Genomic DNA, 23,719 nt, shown 5'->3' with positions numbered 1-23,719 from the left:
TCGCCACATAGGTCCAGTGATGGCGCGTTTGTGTGCCACTTACCCTACACATTCGTGGCCTTGTACCCCATGTAGGATAGAAATGCCCTGATAAGAAAGCTTTCTGCATGAGCCGACTGGATTTGTTTATTGACCGGATGGTGTCGCAACGCGCCTGCCTGGAACACGCTGCTGCCTTGGTGGCCGATATGGACGGCCCCGCGTTCGAACTGGGCCTGGGCAACGGGCGGACCTATCACCACATGCGCAAGGTGCTGGACCCGCGTGCGATCTACGTGTTCGAACGTGCGGTTGCGTCGCACCCCGACAGCACGCCGCCCGATGACATGCTGTTGCTGGGCGATGTCTATGACACCCTGCCACAGGCGCTGGAACGGTTCGGGCCGGTGGCAGCACTTGTGCACGCCGATCTGGGGGGCCACAACCGCGCCAAGAACGACATTTTCGCCCGCAACATTTCGCCTTATGTGCAGCCGCTGCTGGCGCCGGGCGGCGTGATGGTGTCGAGCGACAAGATGTATTTTGAAGGGTTCGAGGAACTGCCCTTGCCGGAACATGCCGTACCGGGGCGCTGCTTTATCTACCGCGCACCACGCTAGGCACACATCCGCTGTCCTGCGGCGGCGGGTCGTTTGTGACGTGGCGGCGTTTCAAACTGCGCCTATGTTCTCCTTGCGGGCCTTGGCCCCTTGTGGCTATCTGACCGCGCTGGCGCGGAATGCAGTTTCGCATCCCGAAACTGTGTGCCGGCGCGCAAGACAGCCGACCCGGAGGAGAACCCAGTCATGAGCGACAAGATTGCATATTCCCGTCATGGTGACATCGCCGTGCTGACGGTACAGAACCCACCCGTCAACGCACTCAGCCAGGCCGTACGCCAGGGCCTGTGGGATGGCATGGACCGTGCCGAGGCCGACGACGGCGTCAAGGCCGTTCTGATCGTGGGCGAAGGCCGCGCGTTTTTCGCCGGTGCCGACATCACCGAGTTCGGCAAGCCCCCGATGGAGCCGCATCTGCCCGTCCTGATCAACCGCATCGAGGCGTCGCCTCTGCTGGTGGTCGCGTCCATGCACGGTGTCAGCCTGGGTGGCGGGCTTGAGGTCGCATTGGGCTGTCATTACCGCATCGCCGTGCCATCCGCCCGTGTCGGTCTGCCCGAAGTGCATCTGGGCCTGATCCCCGGTGCCGGCGGCACCCAGCGTATGCCCCGCCTGACCGGCGTCGAGGCGGCGCTGGACGTGATGACCACAGGTCGTCAGGTCAAGGCGGATGAGGCCGCCAAACTGGGCCTGATCGACGAGGTCCGCGACGGCGACCCCAAACAAAACGGCATCGACTATACGCAATCGCTGTTGGGCGCAGGCGCACCGCGCCGTCCGGTGTCGGAAATGGACCCGCCCGCCGCAATCGACTGGGACGGCGCGTTCGAGGCCATTCTGGCCCGTGGCCGCGGCCAGATTTCCCCCGCATGGTGCGTGCGTGCCGTGCAGGCGGGTGTCGAGAAACCCTTTGCCGAAGGTCTGGCCGCCGAGCGCAAGATCTTCATGGACCTGATGGCCACGGACCAGCGCCAGGGTATGATTCACGCGTTCTTCAGTGAACGTGCCGTGGGCAACCTGCCCGAGCTGAAAGGCGTTGAACCCCGCAGTCTACAGCACATCGGTGTGATCGGTGGCGGCACCATGGGGGCGGGCATTGCCACGTCGGCCCTGCTGTCGGGCTTTCAGGTGACATTGCTGGAAATGACAGCCGAAGCCGGCGAAGCCGCGCACAAGCGCATCGCGGGCAACCTGAGCGGTGCCTTGAAGCGGGGCAAGATCAGCCAGGACAAACACGACGCGATCCTGACCAGCATCCTTACCGTCGTGACCAACTATGACGCGCTGTCCGATGTCGATCTGGTGATCGAAGCGGTGTTCGAAGAAATGTCGGTGAAGAAGAAAGTGTTCACCGAACTGGACCGCGTTTGCAAAAAGGGCGCGATCCTTGCGTCGAACACATCCTATCTGGACGTGAACGAGATTGCCGCCTGCACCAACCGTCCCGAGGACGTGATCGGGTTGCACTTCTTCTCGCCCGCCCACGTGATGAAACTGCTGGAAATCGTCGTGGCCGACAAAACCGCAAAGGACGTGGTGGCCACCGGCTTCGAGCTGGGCAAACGCATGAGCAAGATCAGCGTGCGCGCCGGTGTCTGCGACGGGTTCATCGGCAACCGCATCCTGTCGACCTATCGCACCGCCGCCGATCACATGATCCTGGACGGCGCGTCGCCCTATGAAATCGACAAGGCGCTGGAAGACTTCGGTTTCGCCATGGGCCCCTTCGCCGTGGCCGACCTTGCCGGTCTGGACATCGGTTGGGCCGTGCGCAAACGCAAACGCGCCGAGGGCATCGACCCGCGCGCGCGTGACAGCTCCTACGCCGATAAACTGTGCGAAGACGGCCACTTTGGCCAGAAGACCGGCAAGGGTTATTACGACTATTCCGCCGGCGCCAAGGCACGCGTGCCGAACCCGGACGTCATGCCGCTGATCGAAGAAGAACGCGCCAAACAGGGGATCACCCCGCGTGATTTCACCTCGGAAGAGATCGTGCGCCGTTACATGGCCGCGATGGTCAACGAAGCGGCCAAAGTCGTGGGCGAGGGCATTGCCCGCCGTCCGCTGGACGTGGATATGACGCTGCTGTTTGGCTATGGTTTCCCGCGGTATCGCGGTGGTCCGCTGAAATGGGCCGACATCGTGGGCCTGCCTGAATTGCTGGCCGACATGAAAGAGTACCAGAAGGAAGATCCGTACTTCTGGCAAATCGCGCCGCTGCTTGAAAAGCTGGTGGCCGAAGGCAAGACATTCGACGACCTCAACAAGGCCGCTGCGGCCTGATCCCGATAAGGAGACCGGATATGGACCTGAGCTATACCGACGAAGAACTGGCATTCCGCGACGAGGTTCGCGCATTCATGCGTGACGAACTTCCCAAGGAAATGTCCGACAAGATCCGCCTTGGCGAAGAGCTGGGCAAGGAAGGTCAGGAAAAATGGCACGCCATCCTGAACAGCAAGGGCTGGCTGGCCCCGAACTGGCCGAAGAAATTCGGCGGTGCCGAATGGAACGCGGTTCAGCGGCACATCTTCGAAGAAGAGGCCGCCGCCCACCACGCGCCGCGCATCGTGCCGTTCGGCCTGTCGATGCTGGCGCCCGTGCTGCAAAAGTTCGGCTCGAAAGAGCAGCAGGATTACTGGCTGCCGCGTCTGCTCGAGGGCAAGGACTGGTGGTGTCAGGGCTATTCCGAGCCGGGCGCCGGCTCTGACCTTGCGTCGCTGAAAACCCGCGCGGTGCGCGACGGCGACCACTATATCGTCAACGGCCAAAAGACATGGACCACGCTGGGCCAGCACGCCAACATGATCTTCTGCCTGGTGCGCACCGACCCCGACGTGAAACAGCAAGAGGGCATTTCCTTCCTGCTGATCGACATGAACACCCCCGGCATCGAAGTGCGCCCGATCATCCTGCTGGATGGCGCGCACGAGGTGAACGAGGTGTTCTTTGACGACGTCAAAGTGCCGGTCGAAAACCTTGTTGGTGAAGAAAACAAGGGCTGGACCTATGCCAAGTATCTGCTGACCCACGAACGCACCAACATCGCGGGCGTCGGGTTCTCGCAGGCCGGTCTGAACACGGTCAAACGCATTGCCCGTGCCGAAATGGCCGGTGGCAAACCGTTGATGGCGAACCCGCATTTTGCCGCCCGTGTCGCCCAGGTCGAGATTGACCTGAAGGCAATGGCGACCAGCAACATGCGCATCATCTCGGCGGCCGCCGCCGGTGGTGCTCCGGGCGTCGAGGCGTCGATGCTGAAGGTCAAGGGCACGATCATCCGTCAGGAAATCAACGATCTGGCCCGCCGCGCTGTTGGCCCCTATGCGATGCCCTTCGCATCCGAAGCCATCGAAGGCAGCAACGAAGCCTTGCCCGACCCGCACGAGGCCGGTCCGGTCGCGGCGCAATATTTCAACAATCGCAAGCTGTCGATCTTTGGCGGCAGCAACGAAATCCAACGCGGCATCATCGCGAAGGTCATGATGGGAGGTGGCAAATGAACTTTGAGCTGACAGAAGAGCGGCAAATGCTGCAAGACAGCCTGCGGCGCTACCTGCGGGACAAATATTCGACAGCCACACGCAACGAGATTCTCGAAAAGCCAAACGGCATGTCGACAGAGGTCTGGACGCAACTGGCCGAGCTGGGCGTGATCGGTGCGATGTTCACCGAGGATCAGGGCGGCTTTGGCGGTGCGGGTTTCGACATCGCCGTGGTGTTCGAGGAACTGGGCCGCGCGGGCGTGGTCGAACCGTTCATGGACAGCGCGCTGATCGGGGGCCGCATTCTGGCCGCCTGTGACAAAACCGACCTGGTCGAAGAGATGATCGGCGGCGGTCTGCAACTGGCCGTGGCGCATGGTGAACCCACCAGCCGCTATGACACCAGCCACGTGCGCACCTCCGTCGATGGCGGCAAGCTGAACGGGCGCAAGGCCGTGGTGATGAACGCCGAAAACGCCGATCACCTGATCGTGTCGGCCCGCGCCAGCGGCGACGTGGCGGACGAGGCTGGCATTTCGCTGTACCTTGTCGCCAAGGACGCGGCGGGTCTGACCATTCAGGGCTATCCGCTGCTGGCCGGTGGCCGCGCCGCCGAGGTCACGCTGGACGGTGTCGAGGGCGACCTGCTGACCGAAGACGGCTTTGCCGTGCTGTCGGACGTGATGGCGCTGGCCACCATGGCGCAGTGCGCCGAAACGCTGGGTGCGATGGACACGGCCACAAAGCTGACCAACGACTATCTTGGCACGCGCAAACAGTTCGGCCGCCCGATCGGCACCTTCCAGGCGCTGGCACACCGCATGGCCGACATGCTGATCGAAATGGAACAGGCGCGCAGCGCCGTCATCAACGCTGCGGGCAACCTGAACGAAGACACCCGCATTCGTGACATGAACATTTCGGCGGCAAAAAACCTGTTGGGCCGCGCCGGTCGTCTGATCGCCGAGGAAGCGATCCAGATGCACGGTGGCATCGCCATGACGCAGGAATACGAACTGGCCCACATCGCCAAGCGTATCATCATGGCCGATCACCGCTTTGGTGACACGGATCATCACCTGGAACGCTATATCGCGCTGAGTGCTGCGTGATATGACGGACGGGCCGGGTATTATCCGCGACGAGACGGGCGCACAAACGCTCTTGGGGTATGTGGTTGATGTTTCGGCCAATGATGGAAAAGGACGCTGCGTGCTGGATATCGGCGCGCAGCACGGCAACCGCCATGGTGCGCTGCACGGCGGGATCATCGCCTGCATTCTCGACAATGCGATGGGCTATGGCGCTGCAATGCATTCGTCCAAGGATGGCAGCGACAAGTTCCTGACCATTTCGATGAACACACAATTCATCGCACCCGCGATGAAGGGCCGCGTGACTGCGACGGGCAAGGTCACCGGCGGCGGGCGCAGCCTGATGTTTCTCGAAGGCGAATTGCACGACGAAGACGGGCGTTTGCTGGCCACGGCCACCGGCGTCTACAAAAAAGTGCCGGAGGGGCGGGGATGAGCGATCCATATCTTGAAGATGCGGGCGACCGTCTGATCGTCTGGAACGGCAATGAAAACATGCGCGGGGCGCTGTCGCCCGAACTCTATGCCGTGATCACCGAGGCTTTCGCCAAGGCGCAGGAACCGCGCATTCGTGCGGTTGTGCTGACCTCGACCGGTGGCTTCTTTTGTGCGGGCGGCAACCTGAATGTGCTGATCGCACGGCGCGACATGGCCGAGGACGCGCGGCGCGACAAGATCGACGAATTGCACGACCTGATCCGTCTGATCCGCAGCAGCCCCGTGCCGGTGATTGCCGCCGTCAAGGGCGGCGCTGCCGGGGCCGGGGCGTCGATCGCGCTGGCCTGCGATATGATCCTGGCGGAAACGGGCGTGAAATTCACCGCCTCTTACGTGAACGCAGGGCTGGTGCCCGATGGCGGCCTGACCGCGCATCTGGCCCGCATGATCCCGCGCCAGTTGGCGATGGAGATGTGCGTGCTGGCGCAGCCCGTAACAGCAGACCGCTTGCACGATCTGGGTGTCGTCAGCCAGCTTTGCGCCGCAGACGACGTGGTGCCGCAGGCGCTGACCCTCGTGGACCGCATCGCCAAAGGCCCCCGCGTGGCCCAGGGACGCATCCGCGAAATGGTCGCCCGCGCCTATGATCAGGACGAGGCCGCGCAACTGGATATGGAACGCGACGGCATGGCCTGGGCCGCAGGCGCGTCCGAAGCCGCCGAAGGCATCGCCGCCTTCCTGGAAAAACGCGCGCCGGAGTTTGGTAAATGAGCAAGCGCGTCGAAGACTACCTGGCCCATCAGGTCACACAGCGCCCCGATGCGCTGGCGTTCGAGGACAGCACCGGCGTCTCGGTGACCTATGCCGCACTGGACGCTGCCGCCGATGACGTCGGCGCACGACTGACTGGTCTGGGCGTCGTCGCGGGCGACCGTGTTCTGATGCTGTCCGAAAACTGCGTGGCCGCCGTGGCGCTGCTGTTCGGCGCATGGAAGATCGGCGCGACCGTTGTGCCATTCAACGCACGCCAGACGGCGGGCGAGGTGCAAAAGATCATCGACCACGCCGAACCCAGCGCACTGGTCTGCACCAGCGCCGCGTCGCCGGATGCGGCGGCCCATGGCGCGCGGTTCGGCGCGGTCGAGGTGACGGGGTCTTATGGCGCGCTGTCGTTCGCAGCCCTTGAGGGTGGCACACCGGATGCGGCCACCGATGTGGCGATCCTGCTGTACACCACCGGCACCACCGGCACGCCCAAGGGGGTGATGCTGACCCATGACAACGTGCGCTTTGGCGGGCTGACCTCGTCCAACCTGCGCAACATGACGCCCGACGACGTGATCTATGGCGTGCTGCCGATGACCCATGTTTTCGGCATGTGTTCGGTCATGGCGGCGGCGGTCTATACCGGCGCGCCCGTTCGGCTGGCGGCGCGGTTCGACGTGGCGGCGACCTACGAGGCGTTGAAAACCGGTGTGACCCTCTATTCCGCCGTGCCGCAGATGCATGCGCTGCTGATGGCCTACACGCGCAAGATGGGCTACACGCGGCTCGACAGCCCGACGCTGCGCTATGTGTCGTCCGGTGCGGCCCCGCTGGACCCCGCGTGGAAACGGCAAGCCGAAGCGTTCTATGGCGTTGCCCTGCAAAACGGCTACGGCATGACCGAAACCAGCGCAGGCACCGCAGCCACCACCAATGCCATCGGTGACCCCGACATTTCGGTCGGCCCCGCCCTGCCGGGGGTCGAGGTGGCGCTGGACATGGACGCGCCCGGATCGGGCGACGGCGTGGGCGAGGTGATCACCCGCGGCCCGCAGATCATGAAGGGCTATTACAAGAACCCGGAGGACACCGCCAAAGTGCTGTCGGCAGACGGCTGGCTGCACACCGGCGATCTGGGGCGCATCGACGACAAGGGGCACCTGCACATTGTGGGCCGGTCAAAAGAGCTGATCATTCACGGCGGCTTCAACGTTTACCCGCCCGAGGTCGAGGCAGCGCTGAACGACCACCCGCAGGTGATTCAGGCGGCGGTGATCGGGCACAAGGTGGACGGCGACGAAAAAGTGCTGGCCTTTTGTCAGGTGGCCGATGGCGATGATGTCAGCATCGACGAGCTGCGCGCCTTCGCCGCCGAACGGCTGGCAGGCTACAAACGGCCCAGCCAAATCATCCTGGCGTCGTCCTTGCCCGCGGCACCCACGGGCAAGATCCTGAAACACAAACTGCTGGAAGCCTTTGCCGATCAGATCGGCTGAGGCCGGCCATGGTCCGGGCGATCAGGCCCAGACACCTTCGGCAGCGGCGCGGATGGCGCGGATGTTCTCGCCGTAGGGTGCGGGGTTCTGGACCGAACCGCCCTTGAACACGGCAGAGCCTGCGACCAGCACATCGGCCCCCGCCTGTGCCACCAGCGGTGCGGTCTTGGGGTCGACACCGCCGTCAATCTCGATGTGCACGGGCCGGTCACCGATCATGCTGCGCAGGGTCTTGATCTTGGTGGTCATGTCGATGAACTTCTGCCCGCCAAAGCCGGGGTTCACCGTCATCACACAGACCAGATCAACCATATCCATCAGATCCTCGACCGCCGACGCAGGCGTGCCGGGGTTCAGCGCGACGCCCGCCTTGCAGCCCGCCGCGCGGATCGCTTGCAGGGTGCGGTGGATGTGCGGGCCTGCCTCGATATGGGCGGTCAGCACGTCGGCACCGGCCTGCGCGAAAGCGTCGATATAGGCATCCACCGGCGAGATCATCAGGTGCACGTCCATCACGCCCTTGATGTGGGGCCGGATCGCCGCGCAGGTGGCGGGGCCAAAGGTGATGTTGGGCACGAAATGCCCGTCCATCACGTCCACATGAATCCAGTCCGCACCCTGCGCCTCGGCGGCGGCACATTCGGCACCGAAGTTGGCGAAATCGGCGGCAAGGATGGAGGGTGCAATTTTGATCGCGCGGTCGAAGGTCATGAGGGCAGCCTTTGGGTGTTGGGGTCGGGCTGTCTATAGCGGGCTGCGCTGCCTGTGGAAAGTGCGGGAGCCTCCGGCGGGAGTTTATTTGGCAAGATGAAGGGTCAGGTTTGGTAATAATCGCGGTACCATGCCACGAAGGCGTCGATGCCGGTCTGGATCGGGGTCGCGGGGCGCTTGCCGGTCAGCGTTTCCAGCAAGGTCGCGTCGGCCCATGTGGCGGGGACATCGCCGGGCTGCATGTCCTTGAAGTTGATCTGCGCCTTGGTGCCGCAGGCGGCCTCGATCGCGGCGATGAAATCCATCAGGCGGACCGGCGCGCCGTTGCCGATGTTGACGACACGGTGCGGCGCGACGGGGCTAAGGCTGTCGCCGGCCACCGGATTGTCGCGTTCGGGCACCGCGTCGATCAGGGCGCTGATGGCGGCGGTCAGATCGTCGATATAGGTGAAATCGCGCATCATGTCGCCGTGGTTGTAGACGTCGATGGGTTGGTTGTTCAGGATCGCGCGGGTGAATTTGAAGTGCGCCATATCGGGGCGGCCCCATGGTCCGTAGACGGTGAAGAACCGGAACATGGTGATCGGCAGATCATACAGATGCGCATAGCTGTGGGCCATGTTCTCGGTCGCCTTCTTGGTGGCGGCGTAGAACGACATCTGGCTGTCGACCTTGTCGGCCTCGGTATAGGGCATCTGCGTGTTGGCCCCGTAGACGGAGGAGGTCGAGGCCAACAGCATATGTGCAGGCGGAACGGCGCGGGCGGCTTCCAGCAGCTCGAAGGTGCCGACCAGGTTCGCCTCGACGTAGGACCGCGGGTTGTCGATGGAATACCGCACGCCGGCTTGAGCGGCCAGGTGGATGACCGCATCGGGGCGGTGTTGGTTGAAAAGGTCCAGCAGCACGCCGGGCGTCTCCAGCCGTTCGGTCACGGCTGAAAACCCCGCACTTTGGTTCAGCATCGCGTGGCGGCGTTCCTTCAGCGTCACATCGTAATAATCGGTCATCGCGTCCAGCCCGATCACGCGCCAGCCCTGATCCAGCAGGCGGCGGGCGGTAAAGTAGCCGATGAAGCCGGCCGAGCCGGTGATAAGGGCGGTGCGTGTCATACCCCGGACCTTGCCGCAGCACCGCAAGAATTGCCAGCGCCCGCTATTAGTTTGACAATCAAATTTAGTCCGGGTCAGGATGCGGCAAGGGAGATTTGCCATGTATATCGGTTTGGATTTGGGTACGTCCGGCGTGCGCGCGCTGTTGGTGGACGAAGACGGCGCGCCCGTCGACGCGCAAGAGGCGCATTATCAGGCGGCGCATCCGGCGCCGGGCTGGAGCGAGCAGGACCCGGCGACATGGGTTGCGGGATGCCAGACGGCGCTGGCCGCGTTGCGGGCGGCGCATCCGGCGGAATATGCCGCTGTGCGGGGCGTCGCGGTGGCCGGGCACATGCACGGGGCGGTTCTGCTGGATGATGCGGGTGACGTGCTGCGACCCTGCATCTTGTGGAACGACACGCGCAGCCACGCCGAAGCGGCGGCGTTGGATGGCGCCGACGCGGTGCGTGACATCAGCGGCAACATCGTCTTTCCCGGCTTTACCGCGCCGAAACTGGCGTGGGTCGCGGCACACGAGCCGGATGTGTTTGCCCGCGTCGCCAAGGTGGTGCTGCCCAAGGATTACGTCAGCCTGTGGATGACCGGCACCTGCGCCACTGAAATGTCGGATGCGGCCGGCACCGCATGGTTGGACGTGGGCGCGCGCGATTGGTCCGACAGGCTGCTGGACGCAGGCGGGATGCGCCGCGACCAGATGCCTGCGCTGCACGAGGGCAGCGGCGTGATCGGCCCCATGCGCGACGCGCTGGCCGACGATCTGGGCCTGCCGCGCGGCGTGCAGGTGATCGCGGGGGCGGCGGACAATGCGGCGGCGGCCTGCGGTGTCGGCGCGCTGCACGAGGGCGACGGTTTCGTCTCACTGGGCACCTCGGGTGTGGTGCTGACGGCGCGGGGCGGCTTTGCCCCCGATGCGGCCAGCGCGGTGCACACGTTTTGCCACGCGGTGCCGGGGCGGTGGTATCAGATGGGCGTGACGCTGGCCTGCACCGACAGCCTGAACTGGCTGGCGCGGATCACGGGGCAGGGGCCTGCGGCGCTGACCGCAGCCTTGGGCGATAACGTGCGCGCACCGGGCAGCCTGCGGTTCTATCCTTACCTCTCCGGCGAGCGCACACCGCACAACGACGCGCAGGTGCGCGGCGGTTTCAGCGGGTTGGACATTGCGCATGACGTGCCGGACCTGACCCGCGCGGTTCTGGAAGGGGTCAGCTTTGCGCAGGCCGACAGCCTGATGGCGTTGCAAGACACGGGGGCCGATCCGCAGACACTGCTGGCGATTGGTGGCGGTGCGGCTTCGTCGCATTGGGTGCAACTGCTGGCCAACACGCTGAACCTGCCGCTGGAAATCCCCGCACGGGGCGAGTTTGGCGCGGCCTTGGGGGCTGCGCGGCTGGCGATCTGCGGCGTGACCGGGGCCGATCCCGAACAGGTGATGACCAAGCCCGAGATTGCGCGTACGGTAACGCCGGATGCGGCGCGGGTCGCGGAATTTGCCGATGCACATCAGGCGTTTCGCGAAGCGTTTGCAAATTTGAAAGCCTTGCAATGACGGGTGTGGTTCATGGTTTTGCGCATCACTGACATCGCACGGGGCGTCGCGCTGGCGCTGTGGGCTGGCATGGCCTGTGCGGGCGATCTGCCCGCGCCGGACGCGGACTTTCCGGTGGCCGACATGGGCCAGATCGAACTGGGGCGGTTGCTGTTCTACGATCCCATCCTGTCGGGCGGCCAAACGGTCAGTTGCGCCACCTGCCACCATCCGCGCCATGCGACGGGCGACGGCGTGTCGCTGGGGCTGGGCGACGGGGGCCACGGGCTGGGTCCGGTGCGGGCGGTAGACCCGTCGAACCAGCCCACGCACCGGATACCCCGCAATGCGCCCGCGCTGTTCAACGTGGGGGCGTTGGAATACCGGTCGTTCTTTCATGATGGGCGGTTAGAGGTCGACGCGGCCCGCGCGGGTGGCATTCGCACACCCTTGGGCTCCGAGATGGAGCAAGGCTTTGCCAGCCTGCTCAGCGCGCAGACCATGTTTCCTGTGCTGTCCGCGGACGAGATGGCGGGCCATCTGGGCGAAAGCGACGTGTCCAGGGCTGTGCGTCAGGGGCTGATGACCGGACCGGGCGGGGCGTGGGACATACTGGCGCAGCGGGTGGCGGGCATTCCCGAATACCGCGCGCGGTTCGACGATGTGATCGGCGCAAAGCCGGTGCATTTCACCGATATTTCCGATGCGATTGCGGCCTTTGTCGCGTTCGAGTGGCAGGCGACAGACAGCCCCTTTGACCGCGCGCTGCGTGGCGAGGGTGATCTGACACGGGACCAGACCTTTGGCCGTGATCTGTTTTACGGCAAGGCGGGGTGTTCCAATTGCCATTCCGGCCTGTTCCAGACCGACCATGATTTCCACGCGATTGCCATGCCGCAGATCGGACCGGGCAAGCGCGCGATCTTTGAAAGCGGTGCGGCGGACGAGGGGCGGATGCTGGTGACAGGTGATCCAGCCGATGCATTCCGGTTCCGCACGCCGTCGCTGCGCAATGTGGTGCACACCGCGCCTTACGGTCATGCGGGCGCTTATGCGCAGCTTGAGGATGTGGTCCGCCATCACCTGAACCCTGTGAAACATCTGACCGAATACGATCCGGCGCAGGCAGTGTTGCCGGACATGACGGGGGTGGTGGACACCACAGTCATGGATGACCCTGCCGAAGTGGCCCGCATCGCCGCGGCGAACGAGCTGCCCGCAAGCGCGCTGAGCAACGGACAGGTGCAGGCGATCATAGCCTTTCTTGAAGCGTTGACAGACGAGGGCAGTTTGGACGGACGTCTGGGCGTGCCCGCGACGGTGCCCAGCGGCCTGCCGGTGGATCAGTAGGCTTCGGGTGCTGCGCCAGGGCGCAGGCGATAGCGTTGGTTGGTCTGCACCGTGACCCACCCCGATGCGGGCGCATTGGGCCACAGCACGCGCACCTGCGCAGACGTTGCATCGCCCAGACCAAAATGCTGCGGCGCATCCGACGCGCCCGCGTGGCCGCCACCCACCACCAGTTCGCGCGATTGCACCGATGTGCCGTCGTCCACCTCGATCCAGGCACCGATGGCGCGGGTGTTGATGTCAGGCTGGCTCAGGTCCAGCGACAGCCAGTGGCCGGTGTCGGTGCTGGTGTTGTGCCAGACCTCCATCGGCGCACGGCGGTTGACCACGGCCAGATCCAGCAGCCCGTCATTGTCCAGATCCACCAGCGCCGCCCCGCGACCGCGATGCAGCGACGCGACGCCCGCGCTCAGGCCGGCCTCGATGAACGTGCCATCGGCCTGCGCGATCAGCAGGTTGTTGGGGTCGTCCATTGCCATACCGGGCATCTGTTGCACGTTGCCCTTGGCGATAAACGCATCGTCGCGCCCGTCGTTCTGCACGTCACCAAACGCGATGTGCCAGCCGGTCGAGGGCCGTCCGTCGCCACCGGTATAGGGACGGTGCGCGGTCGACCCGACCGCATAGGGCACATCAACATAGCCCGGCCCGTCGCCCGTGGGCCGTTGCAGCCGCTGGTCGCCCATTGAGCTGAGGAACACCTCGTCGCGGCCATCGCGGTCCAGATCGCGGGTGGCAATGCCCATGCCCCAGATGTGATGCTCGGCCCAGCCGTCGGCTTCGGTGTACAGGCGCGGAACGGGTGCCATTTGCCAAAGCTGTTCCGCCCCGCCGGTGACATAATAGTGCCGGTCGTTCGACAGCCGCAGGTCGGCCTGCCCGCTGCGCGACCAGTCGGTGAACAGCGCCGACAGCGGGCAAAATCCCGGCTCCAGAACGGTCTGCGCCCAGCCCTCCCCATCGGGCCGCCACAGGCTGTTGGTGTCGCAGGCCTGAAACGGCCCGTCAGGATTGCTGCGGTCAACATAGTGCCCCATGGCCAGCGTCGGGCGGGTCTGGCTCGGCTCCCACGTGGCGGAAAACGCCGTGGTCCATTTGTCGGCAAAAGCGATAATATCGGCAGGGGCAAAGCCGCAGGCCCCGTCGCCCAGCCAGATCTGGTCCGGGCCGACGCGCAGCATCATCAGGTCAAGGTGGCCATCGTTGTTGATGTCCAGCGCATAGACGCCGGTGCTGTCGCTGACGGGCAGGGTTTCCATACGCAACCGTATGTCGCCATCGCTTTCGTTGACAAACACAGCCGCCGGAGTGCTGCCGCCCGCCGCCGCCAGGTCGGTGCGCCCGTCGCCGTTGCAATCGAACGCCGTCAGGCCGCCGCCGACAAAATGCTCCCACCCGCCGTCGTATTGGTGATGCGGCACCGCGACGGGGGTGAACAGCGGGTCGGCTTGCGCAACGCCCGCGCACAGGAGCAGAACAAAGCTAAGCCGCATCGACACGCCCCTCGCGCGCCGCGCGCTCTTGTACGAATTCCAACGCATAGGCCGCCGCACCCCGCGCCCACATCAGGTTGCCCCATTTGTGGATCACCACCTCGGGCGGGGCGGCGTCGACCTGCACGATGGACTTGCGCATTTCCGCAATGACCTCATCCGCATAAAGATAGTCGAACTGCATCTGCTCGCCCGCCAGAATGATCAGCTCGGGGTCGAAGATGTTGACGATGTTGGCCAGTCCCATCGCAAACATCCGCCCCGCCCGCGATACAATCGACGCCGCCGTGGGGTCGCCCGCCTTTGCCGCCTCTAGCAGTCGCGCGATCTGGCCGGACAGGGTCGTGTCGGGGCCAAGGGCGGTGTCCGCCTCGCGCAGCAGGGCGTATTCGGCCACATAAGCTTCCAGACAGCCGCGCTGGCCGCAGCGGCACAGCGCCCCTTCAAGCTGCACCTTGGTGTGGCCGAATTCCGCGCCGCAGCCGCGTGTGCCGCGGTAAATCTCGCCGCCCAGAATGATACCCATGCCGACACCGGCCTCGATGGTGACCACGATGAAATCGGACCGCCCCCGCCCCAGGCCAAATGTCTTTTCGGCCATCGCCACAAGGTTCGCGTCATTGTCCAGATAGGTCGGCACGCCCATCCGTTCGGCCAGCAGGGCGGCAAAATCGACGTTGCGCGCGTTCAGCGAGGGCGACCAGTGCACGGCACCGGCCCCTGCGTCGATGGTCCCCGCCAGCCCGACCCCCACGCCCGAGATTTGGGCGGTGTCGATGCCAATCTTGGCGGCCAGTTCTGCCACGGCATCACAGATGTGCCCGGCCAACGCGGCGGGGCTGTGCCGCCCTGCGCCCAACGGCACCTCGTGATCGGCCAACTGGCTGCCCTCGAAATCCATCAGCACCAGCGAAATCCGCGACCCCGACACTTTGACCCCCGCCACCAGATGCGCGGCCCCCGCAATTTTCAGGTCCACGCGCGGGCGGCCCCGCGTGCCGGCCACACCGTCTTCGCGGGGGATTTCCTCGATCAACCCGTCGCGCAACAGGTCGGCGGTGATGGTCGTGACGGTCGCGCGACTGATTCCCGTACGCTCGGCCAGGTCGATGCGCGGGATGCGTCCCTCTTGCGAAATCTCACGCAACAGGATCAGCCGACTGTCTTCGCGTTGGTGTCCGAATGCCATGCTATTTGTCGCTTTTCCAAAGGGTTGCACGATGAGTGTCGCCGCATCTTGAACTATAGAATGCAGGTGTTTTCAACGCTTGTCCAATTTAATTTGCTTTCCGAATTTAAATGCATAATGATGATCTCAACCCTCTGCACCCCGTGCGGCAGTTGGGCAAAAGTCTTGGGAGGACACAATGAAATTTATCAAAACGGTCGCCTTGGCGGCGACGATGACCGTGACGGCCGTGGCCGCATGGGCGCAGGATGTGACGGTTGGCGTCAGCTGGTCGAACTTTCAGGAAGAACGCTGGAAAACCGACGAGGCCGCGATGAAAGAAGCCATCGAAGCGGCGGGGGCCAAGTATATTTCGGCAGATGCCCAAGCGTCGGCAGCCAAGCAGTTGACCGATGTCGAGGCGCTGATCGCGCAGGGGGCAACCGCGTTGATCATCCTGTCTGTGGACAAGGATGCCATCGGCCCCGCCATCGACCAGGCCGACAACGAAGGCATTCCCGTCGTCGGCTATGACCGCCTGATCGAAGACCCGCGTGCCTTTTACCTGACCTTTGACAACAAGGGCGTGGGCCGCATCATCGCGCAAACCGTGATGGACGTGCAGCCCGAGGGCAACTTTGCCATCATCAAGGGCGACAAGGGCGACCCCAACGCGCTGTTCCTGCTGGAAGGGATGATGGAAGTCATCGGCGCGGACGTGGATGCGGGCAAGATCAAGATCGTCGGCGAAGCGTTCACCGATGGCTGGAAGCCTGACAACGCACAGCGCAACATGGAACAGATCCTGACCGCCAACGACAACAACGTCGATGCGGTTCTGGCCGAAAACGACGGCATGGCCGGTGGCGCGATTGCCGCGTTGCAGGCGCAGGGTCTCAGCGTTCCCGTGGGCGGACAGGACGGCGACCATGCCGCGCTGAACCGTGTGGCGCGTGGCACGCAAACCGTGTCGGTCTGGAAGGACTCGCGTCAGTTGGGCAAGAAAGCGGCCGAAATTGCGCTGGCTCTGGCCGGTGGTGCCGCGATGGCCGATGTTGACGGTGCCGAAATGTGGTCCGGTGGTGAAAAGGGCGTGGAAATGACCGCGATCTTCCTGGCGCCCACTCCGATCACCAAGGACAACATCGCGGACGTGATCGACGCAGGCCACATCGAAAAAGACAAAGTCTGCGCCGGTGCGATGGACGGCGTTGCGGGCTGCAACTAAGCCACAAGGGCACCGGCGCGCATGTGCCGCCGGTGCCTGCCACTTGATTTCACAACATTTTCAGCCTGATCCGCTGCGCGATCCGCGCAAACGGGATCGGCGTATCTGACGGGTGCGGACATGACCGACACAAACGAACACAACACCACACGCAGCCAGCCGGGGCTGGTCCAGCGGTTCATGCGCGACACCGAACTGGACACGCGGCTGCTGGGCATGTTGGGCGCGCTGGCGCTGATCTGGGTGGGCTTTCACGTCTACGGCGCACTCAGCAACGGCTTTGGCTCGTTCCTGACCCCGCGCAACCTGTGGAACCTCAGCGTGCAAACTGCGTCGATCGGGATCATGGCCTGCGGCATGGTTCTGGTGATCATCACCCGCCACATCGACCTAAGCGTCGGGTCCGTGCTGGGGTTCTGCGCCGTCATCATGGGCATCACCCAGGTGTGGTTTCTGCCCAAGCTGGTGGGGCTGGAACATTGGAGCATCTGGATCATCGCCTGCATCGTCGGCATGATCGCGGGCACCATCGTGGGGGCCATCCACGGCTGGTTGATCGCCTATCTGTCGATCCCTGCCTTTATCGTCACGCTGGGCGGCTTGCTGGTCTGGCGCGGTGTCGCGTTCCTGATCACGCGGGGCGAGACGATCTCGCCTCTGGACAGCACGTTCAAACTGCTGGGCGGTGGGCCGAACGGGGCCGTGGGCGCCACGGGCAGCTGGATCGTGGGCATCATCGCCGCCATCGCGGTGGTTGCCATGATCATCATGGGCCGCGCGCGGCGCAAGCGGTTTGAATTCCGGCTGCGCCCCATCTGGGCCGAATGGTTTATCGGTATCATCAGCGTGGGTGCGGTCATTGGCGCGGTGCTGCTGGTCAACGCCTATCCGTGGCCTGTGGGCATCGTGCGCCGCTATGCCGCCGCCAACGACATCACCATTCCCGAAGGGGGCCTGTACATCAGCCACGGCTTTGCCATTCCGGTGCTGATCCTGCTGGCGGTGATCGTGGTGATGACCGTTGTGATGACCCGCACCCGCTTTGGCCGCTACGTCTATGCCATCGGTGGCAACCCCGAGGCGGCGGCGCTGGCGGGCATCAACACCCGCTGGATGACGGTCAAGATTTTTGCCCTTATGGGGTTTCTCACCGGCCTGTCTGCCGTCGTTGCCTCGGCCCGGCTGGGGTCGGCCACCAACGCGCTGGGCACGCTGGACGAACTTTACGTGATCGCCGCCGCTGTCATCGGGGGCACGTCGCTTAGCGGTGGGGTCGGCACCATCTATGGCGCGGTTCTGGGCGCATTTGTCATGCAGTCGCTGCAAACCGGCATGGTGCTGATCGGCTTTGACGCGGCTGTGCAACAGGTCGTCGTGGGCGGCGTTCTGGTGCTTGCGGTCTATCTGGACAATCTCTACCGGAGGTCTTCGAAATGAGCAGTAAAACCAACACCGGCACGCCGCTGATCGACATGCGCGACATTTGCATCAGCTTTGGCGGGGTGCACGCGGTCGACCATGTGTCGGTCGACCTGTACCCCGGCGAGGTCGTGGGCCTGCTGGGCCACAACGGTGCCGGCAAATCGACACTGATCAAGATCCTGTCCGGTGCCTACAAGATGGACAGCGGCGAGATCTACGTGAACGGCGAACGCGCCGACATCCGCAGCCCCCGCGATGCGCGGCGTTATAACATCGAAACGATCTATCAGACACTGGCACTGGCCGACAATCTGGACGCCGCCAGCAACCTGTTTCTGGGGCGCGAGCTGACGTCGCCGCTGGGGCTGGTCGATGATGACGCCATGGAAAGCGAAGCGCGCAAGATCATGGCGCGGCTGAACCCGAACTTTCAAAAGTTCAAGGACCCGGTCAGCGCCTTGTCGGGCGGTCAACGCCAGTCGGTCGCCATTGCGCGCGCGGTCTATTTCAACGCGCAGATCCTGATCATGGACGAACCCACGGCGGCGCTTGGCCCGCACGAGACGCAGATGGTCAGCGAGTTGATCACGCAGTTGAAGGCCGAAGGCATCGGGATTTTCCTGATCAGCCATGACATTCACGACGTGATGGAACTGTGCGACCGCGCGTCGGTGATGAAAAACGGCAAGCTGGTGGGCACGGTCAATGTGGCCGATGTGACCGATGATGATTTGCTCAGCATGATCATCCTGGGCAAACAGCCCGGAAAGGCGGCGTAAGTCATGCGATCGGTCGTGGCAGATGTGGGCGGCACCAACACGCGCATGGCCTATGCGCAGGGCGGTGTGCTTGTGGCCGACACGGTCAATTGGTTTCGCAACGACGATTACCCCGCCTTTGCCGATGTGCTGGACGATTTCCGGCAGGGCGCTGCGGTGGACCGGCTGTGCGTGGCCATCGCGGGGCCGGTGATGCCGGGCCACGTGCGTCTGACCAATCGCGACTGGTCGTTTGATGCCGACCAGTTGGGCGCGGCCCTGGGCGGTGCGGCGGTGCGGATCATCAACGACCTGGCGGCGGTCGGGCACGCGCTGCCCTATCTGTCTGGCGATGCTGTGGTGCCGGTTGTCGCGGGCCGTGCGGCCCCCGGCGGGCAGGCGCTGGTTGTCGGGCTGGGCACCGGGTTCAACGTCAGCGTGGCCCACGGCAGCGGCGTGATGCTGGCCGAGGAAGGGCACACCGGGCTGCCCATCGGCGTCTACCGCGTGTTGCAGGCACATCTGGGCGACAAGGCGGCGGCGTTCGAAACGGTCGAGCAGGTCTTTGCCGGTGCCGGTCTGCGGGCGTTGCACCGCGCGCTGGGCGGGGCAGAGATGCCCAGCCAGCAGATCGTGGAACAGGCCGATGCGACAATGGCGGTCTATGTGCAGGCCTTGGCCGCACTGTGCCGCGACATGACGTTCCAGTTCATGCCGCTGGGCGGCATCTATTTCAACGGCGGTCTGGCGCGCGCGGTTGTGGGGTTGCCCGACACGGGCAACGTTCTGGCCGCGGCGCGGGTGCGCGATATGTTCGAGGGCACCTTGTCGGATATTCCGATGTGGTGCGTGACGGACGATGCCGCAGCCCTTGCGGGCTGTGCGGCCTGTCTGGATCAGGTCTAGCAGCGGCGTCGGAAAGTTGTACCAGACACCGCCGAATATGTACGAGATGGCCGCGACCGGCTGACCGGTGTTTCAAGCGAACTGCAAATCCACCCGCCCAAAGCCGCCGAAGTCCGCCTCGATCCGCGTGCCTGCGGGGCATTCGATGGGCCGGATGAAGCTGCCCGACAAGATCACCTGACCCGCTTCGATCTGCTGCCCGTACTGCGCCATGCGCCGCGCCAGCCAGACCACGCTTTCGACCGGATCGTTCAGCACGCCGGCGCCCAGCCCCGTTTCCTCGACCGTGCCGTTCGCGGTGACAATCGCCCCGACCCAGCGCAGATCGCTGTCCGCCGCGTGCCGTTCCGCCCCCAGCACGATCCCTGCGTTGGCGGCGTTGTCGGCGATGGTGTCAAACACCTTGCGCGCCGCCCCCGTCGCCGGATCGGCGCGCAGGATGCGGGTGTCGAGGATCTCAAGCGCCGGCGCCACATAGTCGGTTGCCGCCAGCACATCGGCGCGCGTCACCTCCGCTCCGCCAAGGGGCGCTTTCATGACAAAGGCAATCTCGGCCTCGACGCGCGGTTGGATGAACCGCCCCGCAGGCACCGTGTCGCCGGTGTCGAAACGCATCGACGAGGTCAGCACGCCGCTGTCGGGAATGTCGATGTTCAGCGCTTGTTGCATTGCGCGGCTGGTCAGGCCGATTTTCCAGCCGATGACGTCCTCGCCCCGCGCCAGCTTGCCCGCGACCACCTGTTTCTGGATCGCATAGGCATCGTCCATGGTGATGTCGGGATAGGCAATCGAAAGCAGCCCGGTCTGCTGGCCGGTGGCCTCGGCCTGCAACAACGCGGCGGCTGCGGATTGGTGCTGTGCGGGGGTCATTCGTCGCCCACCGTGCAGGACAGGGTGCCAATGCCTTCGGCGGCCACGGTCACGGTATCGCCGGGCACAAGGAACCGTGGCGGATCAAACCGCGCACCGGCCCCTGTGGGCGTGCCGGTCACGATGATGTCGCCGGGCACCAATGTCGTGAAGGTCGAGATATAGGCGATCTGGCGGCGGATCGGGAACAGCATCCGGCTGGTGCGGTCCTGCTGGCGCAATTCGCCGTTCACATGACAGGTCAGTTCCACGTCATCCAGTTGCGCCGCCGAGGTGAAGGGCACCAGATGCGGCCCCATCGCACCCGAGTTGTCCCAGTTCTTGCCTTGGGTCACGTTGAACTTGGCATGGCGCACCCAGTCGCGCAGCGTGCCCTCGTTGCACAGGGTCAGAGCCGCGATGTGATTGTATGCGTCGGCTTCGGCGATGCGCCGGCCACCCTTGCCGATGACGATGGCAATCTCGCCCTCGTAATCCAGTTGCGGGGTTTCCGGCGGGCGGATCACGGTGCCGTTGTGGCCGGTGAAACTGCGCGCGAAACGCGGGAACAGCGACATGTTGGGCGGCGCGTCCTGTCCGTCCTTGTATTCGGCATTGCGGTCGGGAAAGTTCACGCCGACGCAGATGATCTTTTCGGGGTTGGGCACCGGAATGTCATAGCTGAAATCGGTGTGGCTGACGGCCAGGTCCTGCGCCTTGAGCGCAAGCTGGTGCAAAGCATCCGCCGCGATCACGTCGCGCAGCGTGGGCCAGTTGGGGAAATAGGGGCTAAGCGCGATCATCCCTGTGCCGGTGTCTACGCCGTAGAACTGCTGACCTTGGGCGGTGTAGGTGGCAAAATTCATCAGCGTCTCGCTATCTGGGTGATTGTGTCAAAGGCGGTGTCGAAATCGCGTTCCTCGCAGTCGAATTGCCCTGCGGTGAAGCGGATGGCCTTGACCCCATCCACAAGGGTTTGTGTCAGGTAAATGCGCCCGTCGGTGTTGATCGCTTCGACCAGTGCTTGGGTGTCGTCGTTGCTGGCACCGGCCACCTTGAACGTCCACAGGGACAGGATCGGGTCGGTCACAATCTCAAATTCGGGCAGGGCGCGCAGGCGTTCGCACATGGCCTGCGACCATGCCACATGGTTGCGGATGCGGCCACGCAGCCCTTCCATGCCGTAGCTGCGCATCAGGAACCACAGTTTGAGCGCGCGAAAACGGCGGCCCAGCGGGATCGACCATTCGGAATAGTCGATGATGTCGCCCTGGGCGTGGGTTTTCAGATACTCGGGCCGGATGGCCAGTGTCTGGCGCAGCACATCGGGGTCGCGCAGGAAATGGGCGGCGCAGTCGAACTGTGCGCCCAGCCATTTGTGCGGATTGAACACGATGCTGTCAAAGTGCTCGGCCCCCTGCCACAGCGTGCGGAACTCGGGGCAGATCATCGCGGTGCCCGCCCATGCGGCGTCGAGATGGGTATAGAGGTTTTCCGTCCTGGCAATATGCGCCACGGCCTGAAGATCGTCGCACGCACCCATGCCGGTGGCACCGGTGGCGGCGATGATGCCTGCGGGGACGAAACCCGCAGCGCGGTCGCGGGTGATCGCGTCTTGCAAGGCGATGGGGTCCAGCCCGCGCAGGTCGCCGGTGCTGCGGATCTTGACCAGATTGTCCTGCCCGATGCCCGCCACCCAGATGGCGCGGTCGATGGATGTATGCACCTGATCCGAACAGTAAATGCGCAAGGTGGGCTGACCCGACAGACCCTGCACATTGCCCTGCCAGTTCAGCGCCCGTTCGCGCATGGTCAGCACGGCGGCCAGCGTGGCGCTGCTGGCGCTGTCCTGAATAACACCCTGATAGCCGGTGGGCAGACCCAGCCCCTGCCGCAGCCAGTCCAGCATTCTGGTTTCCATCTCGGTTGCCGCAGGCGAGGTCTGCCACAGCATGCACTGAGGCGCGATGATCGACGCCACGAATTCCGCCAGCACCGAGGCGGGCGCGGCGTTCGAGTTGAAATAGGCAAAGAAACGCGGGTGTTGCCAATGGGTGATGCCCGGCATCACGACCTTTTCAAAGTCGGCCATGATGTTGGCCATGTCGGTGCCGTCCTCGGGCGGGCTGTCGGGCAGTTGCGCCGACACTTCGCCGGGGGCGGTTTGCGCGCGCACCGGACGGTCGCGTATGGTCTTGTGATAATCCGCGCCCCAGTCGGCGACATCCTTGGCGTGGCTGGCGAAGTCGTCCCAGTTCATGTCTGTCTGTCCTATCTGCGTTATGGCGCGATGATCGGCTGTGCTTTCAGCGCGGGTTCGGTGATGGCTGCGCCGTCAAAGGGTGATCCGTGTTCAAACCAGCTTCGCGGTGCGGGGGCGCCCCACAGGGTCTGGCGCGACGGGTCTTTCAGGTCCCAGTGGATCGGCTCGTGATCGGGGTCGATGGTCTGGTAATCCGAGCAATAGATTTCGATCCGGTGGCCGTCGGGGTCAAGGATATAGAGGAAAAAGGCGTTGGAAATGCCGTGCCGTCCGGGGCCGCGTTCGATGTTGTCGCGCCAGCCGGTGGTGGACATCAGGTCCAACAGGTCGATGATGTTCAGCGGGGTCGGCACCCAGAACGCCGTGTGGTGCAGGCGCGGGCCGGTGCCGTTGGTAAAGGCAATGTCGTGCACGCCGCCCTTGCGGTGCATCCATGCGGCCCAGACCTTTTGCGTCTCGGCGTCCTCTGTGTATTCGGTGACGCGAAAGCCCATCTGGTTGTAGAAGGCCACCGCCCCGTCCACGTCGGACGAAAACAGGTTGAAATGGTCGATGCGCAGCGGTTTGACGCCGTGGTACAGCGCGTATTTTTGCGCGATACTGGGCAGGCGGTCCATCTTGGCATAGAACTCCAGCGGCACGCCCCAAGGGTCCTGGGTTTGCAGCACGCGGCCCATGAAGGGGCGTTCGATCCATGCGGTTGGCAGGTCCTGATCGCTGAACCACGCCTCGGCCTTGTCCAGATCCTGTTCGTCGAACAGCTTGAACCCCAGGCGGTGCACCTGGGCGCTGTCAGCCTCGCGCAGGATGATGCAGTGGTGGCCGCGTTCCTCCATGGCGCGCAGCATCAGCAGGCCGTCTTCCTCGTGGGTAATTTGCAGGCCCAGCGTGTCGACCCAGAACGCGCGGCTGCGGGCCAGATCGGTGACGGTGTATTCCACATGGCTGAGGCGCAGGATGTTGAACGGCGGGTAAAGAACCGGTGCGGGGACGGGCATGGTATGCTCCTGTAATGCGGTGCGCCTGGCGGCGCGTTGTTTTGGTTTGGATG

At 64.2% G+C, this 23,719-nt stretch carries 21 protein-coding genes; 13 read left to right on the top strand and 8 right to left on the bottom strand.

The window, feature by feature from the left end; all coding sequences use genetic code 11:
- Positions 1 to 107: 107 nt before the first annotated feature.
- From AAC077_RS15675 to AAC077_RS15645, 7 genes are all read left to right on the top strand, one after another.
- Positions 108 to 599: a class I SAM-dependent methyltransferase gene (locus AAC077_RS15675; protein ID WP_339771290.1), complete on the top strand. Its 492-nt coding sequence runs from the start codon at positions 108 to 110 to the stop codon at positions 597 to 599.
- Between the two features lie 186 nt (positions 600 to 785).
- Positions 786 to 2,885, top strand: coding sequence for a 3-hydroxyacyl-CoA dehydrogenase NAD-binding domain-containing protein (locus tag AAC077_RS15670; RefSeq protein WP_339771288.1), 2,100 nt, complete (start codon positions 786 to 788; stop codon positions 2,883 to 2,885).
- Between the two features lie 20 nt (positions 2,886 to 2,905).
- Entirely contained in the window at positions 2,906 to 4,105 is a 1,200-nt protein-coding gene (locus AAC077_RS15665) for an acyl-CoA dehydrogenase family protein (RefSeq protein WP_231034519.1), read from the top strand.
- Positions 4,102 to 5,199 (top strand): acyl-CoA dehydrogenase, encoded by a 1,098-nt coding sequence (locus tag AAC077_RS15660; protein WP_339771283.1) that lies wholly within the window; start codon positions 4,102 to 4,104, stop codon positions 5,197 to 5,199. Before AAC077_RS15665 ends, AAC077_RS15660 begins: the two co-directional genes overlap by 4 nt.
- Entirely contained in the window at positions 5,189 to 5,617 is a 429-nt protein-coding gene (locus AAC077_RS15655; protein ID WP_339771281.1) for a PaaI family thioesterase, read from the top strand. The genes AAC077_RS15660 and AAC077_RS15655 overlap by 11 nt, the downstream gene beginning before the upstream one ends.
- Positions 5,614 to 6,390 carry an enoyl-CoA hydratase family protein gene (locus AAC077_RS15650; protein WP_339771279.1) on the top strand — a complete coding sequence of 259 codons (777 nt, stop codon included), beginning with the start codon at positions 5,614 to 5,616 and terminating at the stop codon, positions 6,388 to 6,390. Before AAC077_RS15655 ends, AAC077_RS15650 begins: the two co-directional genes overlap by 4 nt.
- Positions 6,387 to 7,880: a class I adenylate-forming enzyme family protein gene (locus AAC077_RS15645; RefSeq protein WP_339771277.1), complete on the top strand. Its 1,494-nt coding sequence runs from the start codon at positions 6,387 to 6,389 to the stop codon at positions 7,878 to 7,880. Before AAC077_RS15650 ends, AAC077_RS15645 begins: the two co-directional genes overlap by 4 nt.
- Positions 7,881 to 7,901: 21 nt before the next feature.
- Here the strand turns inward: AAC077_RS15645 and rpe are convergent, their stop codons facing one another.
- Together rpe and AAC077_RS15635 are read right to left on the bottom strand one after the other, a co-directional pair.
- Positions 7,902 to 8,591, bottom strand: coding sequence for a ribulose-phosphate 3-epimerase (gene rpe / locus AAC077_RS15640; protein ID WP_339771276.1), 690 nt, complete (start codon positions 8,589 to 8,591; stop codon positions 7,902 to 7,904).
- A gap of 104 nt (positions 8,592 to 8,695) precedes the next feature.
- Complete coding sequence (locus tag AAC077_RS15635) at positions 8,696 to 9,700, bottom strand: NAD-dependent epimerase/dehydratase family protein (protein WP_339771273.1); 1,005 nt, start codon at positions 9,698 to 9,700, stop codon at positions 8,696 to 8,698.
- Between the two features lie 100 nt (positions 9,701 to 9,800).
- Here AAC077_RS15635 and xylB point away from each other — a divergent pair, with 100 nt between their 5' ends.
- Entirely contained in the window at positions 9,801 to 11,252 is a 1,452-nt protein-coding gene (gene xylB / locus AAC077_RS15630) for a xylulokinase (protein ID WP_339771271.1), read from the top strand.
- 12 nt (positions 11,253 to 11,264) lie between these two features.
- Positions 11,265 to 12,581 (top strand): cytochrome c peroxidase, encoded by a 1,317-nt coding sequence (locus AAC077_RS15625; RefSeq protein WP_339771268.1) that lies wholly within the window; start codon positions 11,265 to 11,267, stop codon positions 12,579 to 12,581.
- Here AAC077_RS15625 and AAC077_RS15620 read toward each other — a convergent pair.
- Positions 12,575 to 14,074: a CRTAC1 family protein gene (locus AAC077_RS15620; protein WP_339771265.1), complete on the bottom strand. Its 1,500-nt coding sequence runs from the start codon at positions 14,072 to 14,074 to the stop codon at positions 12,575 to 12,577. The genes AAC077_RS15625 and AAC077_RS15620 overlap by 7 nt on opposite strands.
- The gene (locus AAC077_RS15615) at positions 14,064 to 15,263 is read right to left on the bottom strand and encodes an ROK family transcriptional regulator (protein ID WP_339771261.1); all 1,200 of its coding nucleotides are present in this window, start codon (positions 15,261 to 15,263) and stop codon (positions 14,064 to 14,066) included. The genes AAC077_RS15620 and AAC077_RS15615 overlap by 11 nt, the downstream gene beginning before the upstream one ends.
- Positions 15,264 to 15,477: 214 nt before the next feature.
- On the opposite strand from AAC077_RS15615, the gene xylF reads away from it, so the two are divergent.
- The 4 genes from xylF to AAC077_RS15595 all read left to right on the top strand — a co-directional run bounded on the left by xylF (position 15,478) and on the right by AAC077_RS15595 (position 19,556).
- On the top strand, positions 15,478 to 16,470 hold the full coding sequence (gene xylF, locus AAC077_RS15610; protein WP_339771410.1) for a D-xylose ABC transporter substrate-binding protein: 993 nt from the start codon (positions 15,478 to 15,480) through the stop codon (positions 16,468 to 16,470).
- A gap of 120 nt (positions 16,471 to 16,590) precedes the next feature.
- Positions 16,591 to 17,907 carry a sugar ABC transporter permease gene (locus AAC077_RS15605; RefSeq protein WP_339771259.1) on the top strand — a complete coding sequence of 439 codons (1,317 nt, stop codon included), beginning with the start codon at positions 16,591 to 16,593 and terminating at the stop codon, positions 17,905 to 17,907.
- Complete coding sequence (locus AAC077_RS15600; protein ID WP_339771256.1) at positions 17,904 to 18,671, top strand: ATP-binding cassette domain-containing protein; 768 nt, start codon at positions 17,904 to 17,906, stop codon at positions 18,669 to 18,671. The genes AAC077_RS15605 and AAC077_RS15600 overlap by 4 nt, the downstream gene beginning before the upstream one ends.
- 3 nt (positions 18,672 to 18,674) lie before the next feature.
- Positions 18,675 to 19,556 (top strand): glucokinase, encoded by an 882-nt coding sequence (locus tag AAC077_RS15595; RefSeq protein ID WP_339771253.1) that lies wholly within the window; start codon positions 18,675 to 18,677, stop codon positions 19,554 to 19,556.
- Positions 19,557 to 19,628: 72 nt separating this feature from the next.
- Here AAC077_RS15595 and hpaH read toward each other — a convergent pair whose 3' ends face one another.
- From hpaH to hpaD, 4 genes are read right to left on the bottom strand one after another with little or no spacing between them, the layout of a single operon-like run.
- Positions 19,629 to 20,426 (bottom strand): 2-oxo-hept-4-ene-1,7-dioate hydratase, encoded by a 798-nt coding sequence (gene hpaH, locus AAC077_RS15590; protein WP_339771250.1) that lies wholly within the window; start codon positions 20,424 to 20,426, stop codon positions 19,629 to 19,631.
- A complete protein-coding gene (locus AAC077_RS15585) occupies positions 20,423 to 21,271 on the bottom strand; it encodes a fumarylacetoacetate hydrolase family protein (protein WP_339771248.1) in 849 nt (282 codons plus the stop codon). The genes hpaH and AAC077_RS15585 overlap by 4 nt, the downstream gene beginning before the upstream one ends.
- Positions 21,271 to 22,665 carry a pyridoxal-dependent decarboxylase gene (locus tag AAC077_RS15580; RefSeq protein WP_339771245.1) on the bottom strand — a complete coding sequence of 465 codons (1,395 nt, stop codon included), beginning with the start codon at positions 22,663 to 22,665 and terminating at the stop codon, positions 21,271 to 21,273. Before AAC077_RS15580 ends, AAC077_RS15585 begins: the two co-directional genes overlap by 1 nt.
- A gap of 20 nt (positions 22,666 to 22,685) precedes the next feature.
- Positions 22,686 to 23,666 carry a 3,4-dihydroxyphenylacetate 2,3-dioxygenase gene (gene hpaD, locus AAC077_RS15575; protein WP_339771242.1) on the bottom strand — a complete coding sequence of 327 codons (981 nt, stop codon included), beginning with the start codon at positions 23,664 to 23,666 and terminating at the stop codon, positions 22,686 to 22,688.
- Positions 23,667 to 23,719: the final 53 nt, after the last annotated feature.

Source organism: uncultured Pseudosulfitobacter sp., assembly GCF_963976325.1.
Lineage (GTDB): Bacteria > Pseudomonadota > Alphaproteobacteria > Rhodobacterales > Rhodobacteraceae > Pseudosulfitobacter.
Note: the sequence above shows the minus strand (reverse complement) of the source record. Positions and strands in the feature narration are given on the sequence as shown.